Annotated in this window: 1 protein-coding gene; it reads left to right on the plus strand. The window is 67.5% G+C overall.

Features of this window, described 5'->3' with window-relative positions:
• Positions 1 to 248: 248 nt before the first annotated feature.
• The gene (locus tag KZA10_RS18420) at positions 249 to 746 is read left to right on the plus strand and encodes a beta galactosidase jelly roll domain-containing protein (RefSeq protein WP_308289703.1); all 498 of its coding nucleotides are present in this window, start codon (positions 249 to 251) and stop codon (positions 744 to 746) included.
• Positions 747 to 836 lie beyond the last annotated feature (90 nt).

Genomic DNA, 836 nt, shown 5'->3' on the forward strand with positions numbered 1-836 from the left:
TATCACCGCCGACTGTTCGATCCCGACCCCGCCGTGCACGTGCCGGCGGCGGTCGCCTGGTCGACCTGGGAGGCGTCGACCGTCACGCTGACGCCGAACTCGACACGGCCTGGCACTACCTCGACGACGGCTCCGACCCGTCTCCCGCTCCCGCAGCTCTGCGCGATTGGACCCTGCCCGCCTACGACGACAGTGCATGGAAGTCGGCAGCGGGCTCGTTCGGCGCCAAGGGCGGAAAGCTCGCGCCTGTGGGCTCGCAGACGCCGAAGACGCTGCTGAACCACTACCTCGACGGTGCGGCCGCCCCCACCGTTCCCACCTACTTCTTCCGCACCACGTTCGAGCTGGAAGCCGGCGTCGCCGAGCAGGTCGCGGCTCTGCAGAGCACCATCACGTACGACGACGCGATCATCGTCTGGATCAACGGCACCGAGGTCGCCCGCTACGTCGACGGACGCATCACCGACACCGTGAACGTCGAGTATGCCGGCGACGGCAACGGCAGCCCGCTCACCAGCACGTTCAGCGCAGAAGGCGACCTGCTGCACGACGGCACGAACACCATCGCCGTGTCGCTGTTCCAGGACCGCGAGACCAGCTCCGACATCTTCTTCGACATGTCGTCGCTGACCCTCGTCGAAGCATCCGCTCCCGGCACCCCCGTCGTCGCGCCGCCGACCCGGGTGATCCTCACACCGACCGAGCAGCCGGGCGTGAGGAACGAACTGGTGACAGTTTCGGTTTAGGCCGCGAGTGTGAGCGGCTCGGTTAGCTTGGCTTCGAACTCGATGGGCGTCAACCCGCCGAGGGTGTCCTGGGCTCGCTGGCGGTGATAC

Source organism: Microbacterium sp. BF1, from assembly GCF_019279095.1.
In the GTDB taxonomy this organism is placed as follows: domain Bacteria; phylum Actinomycetota; class Actinomycetes; order Actinomycetales; family Microbacteriaceae; genus Microbacterium; species Microbacterium maritypicum.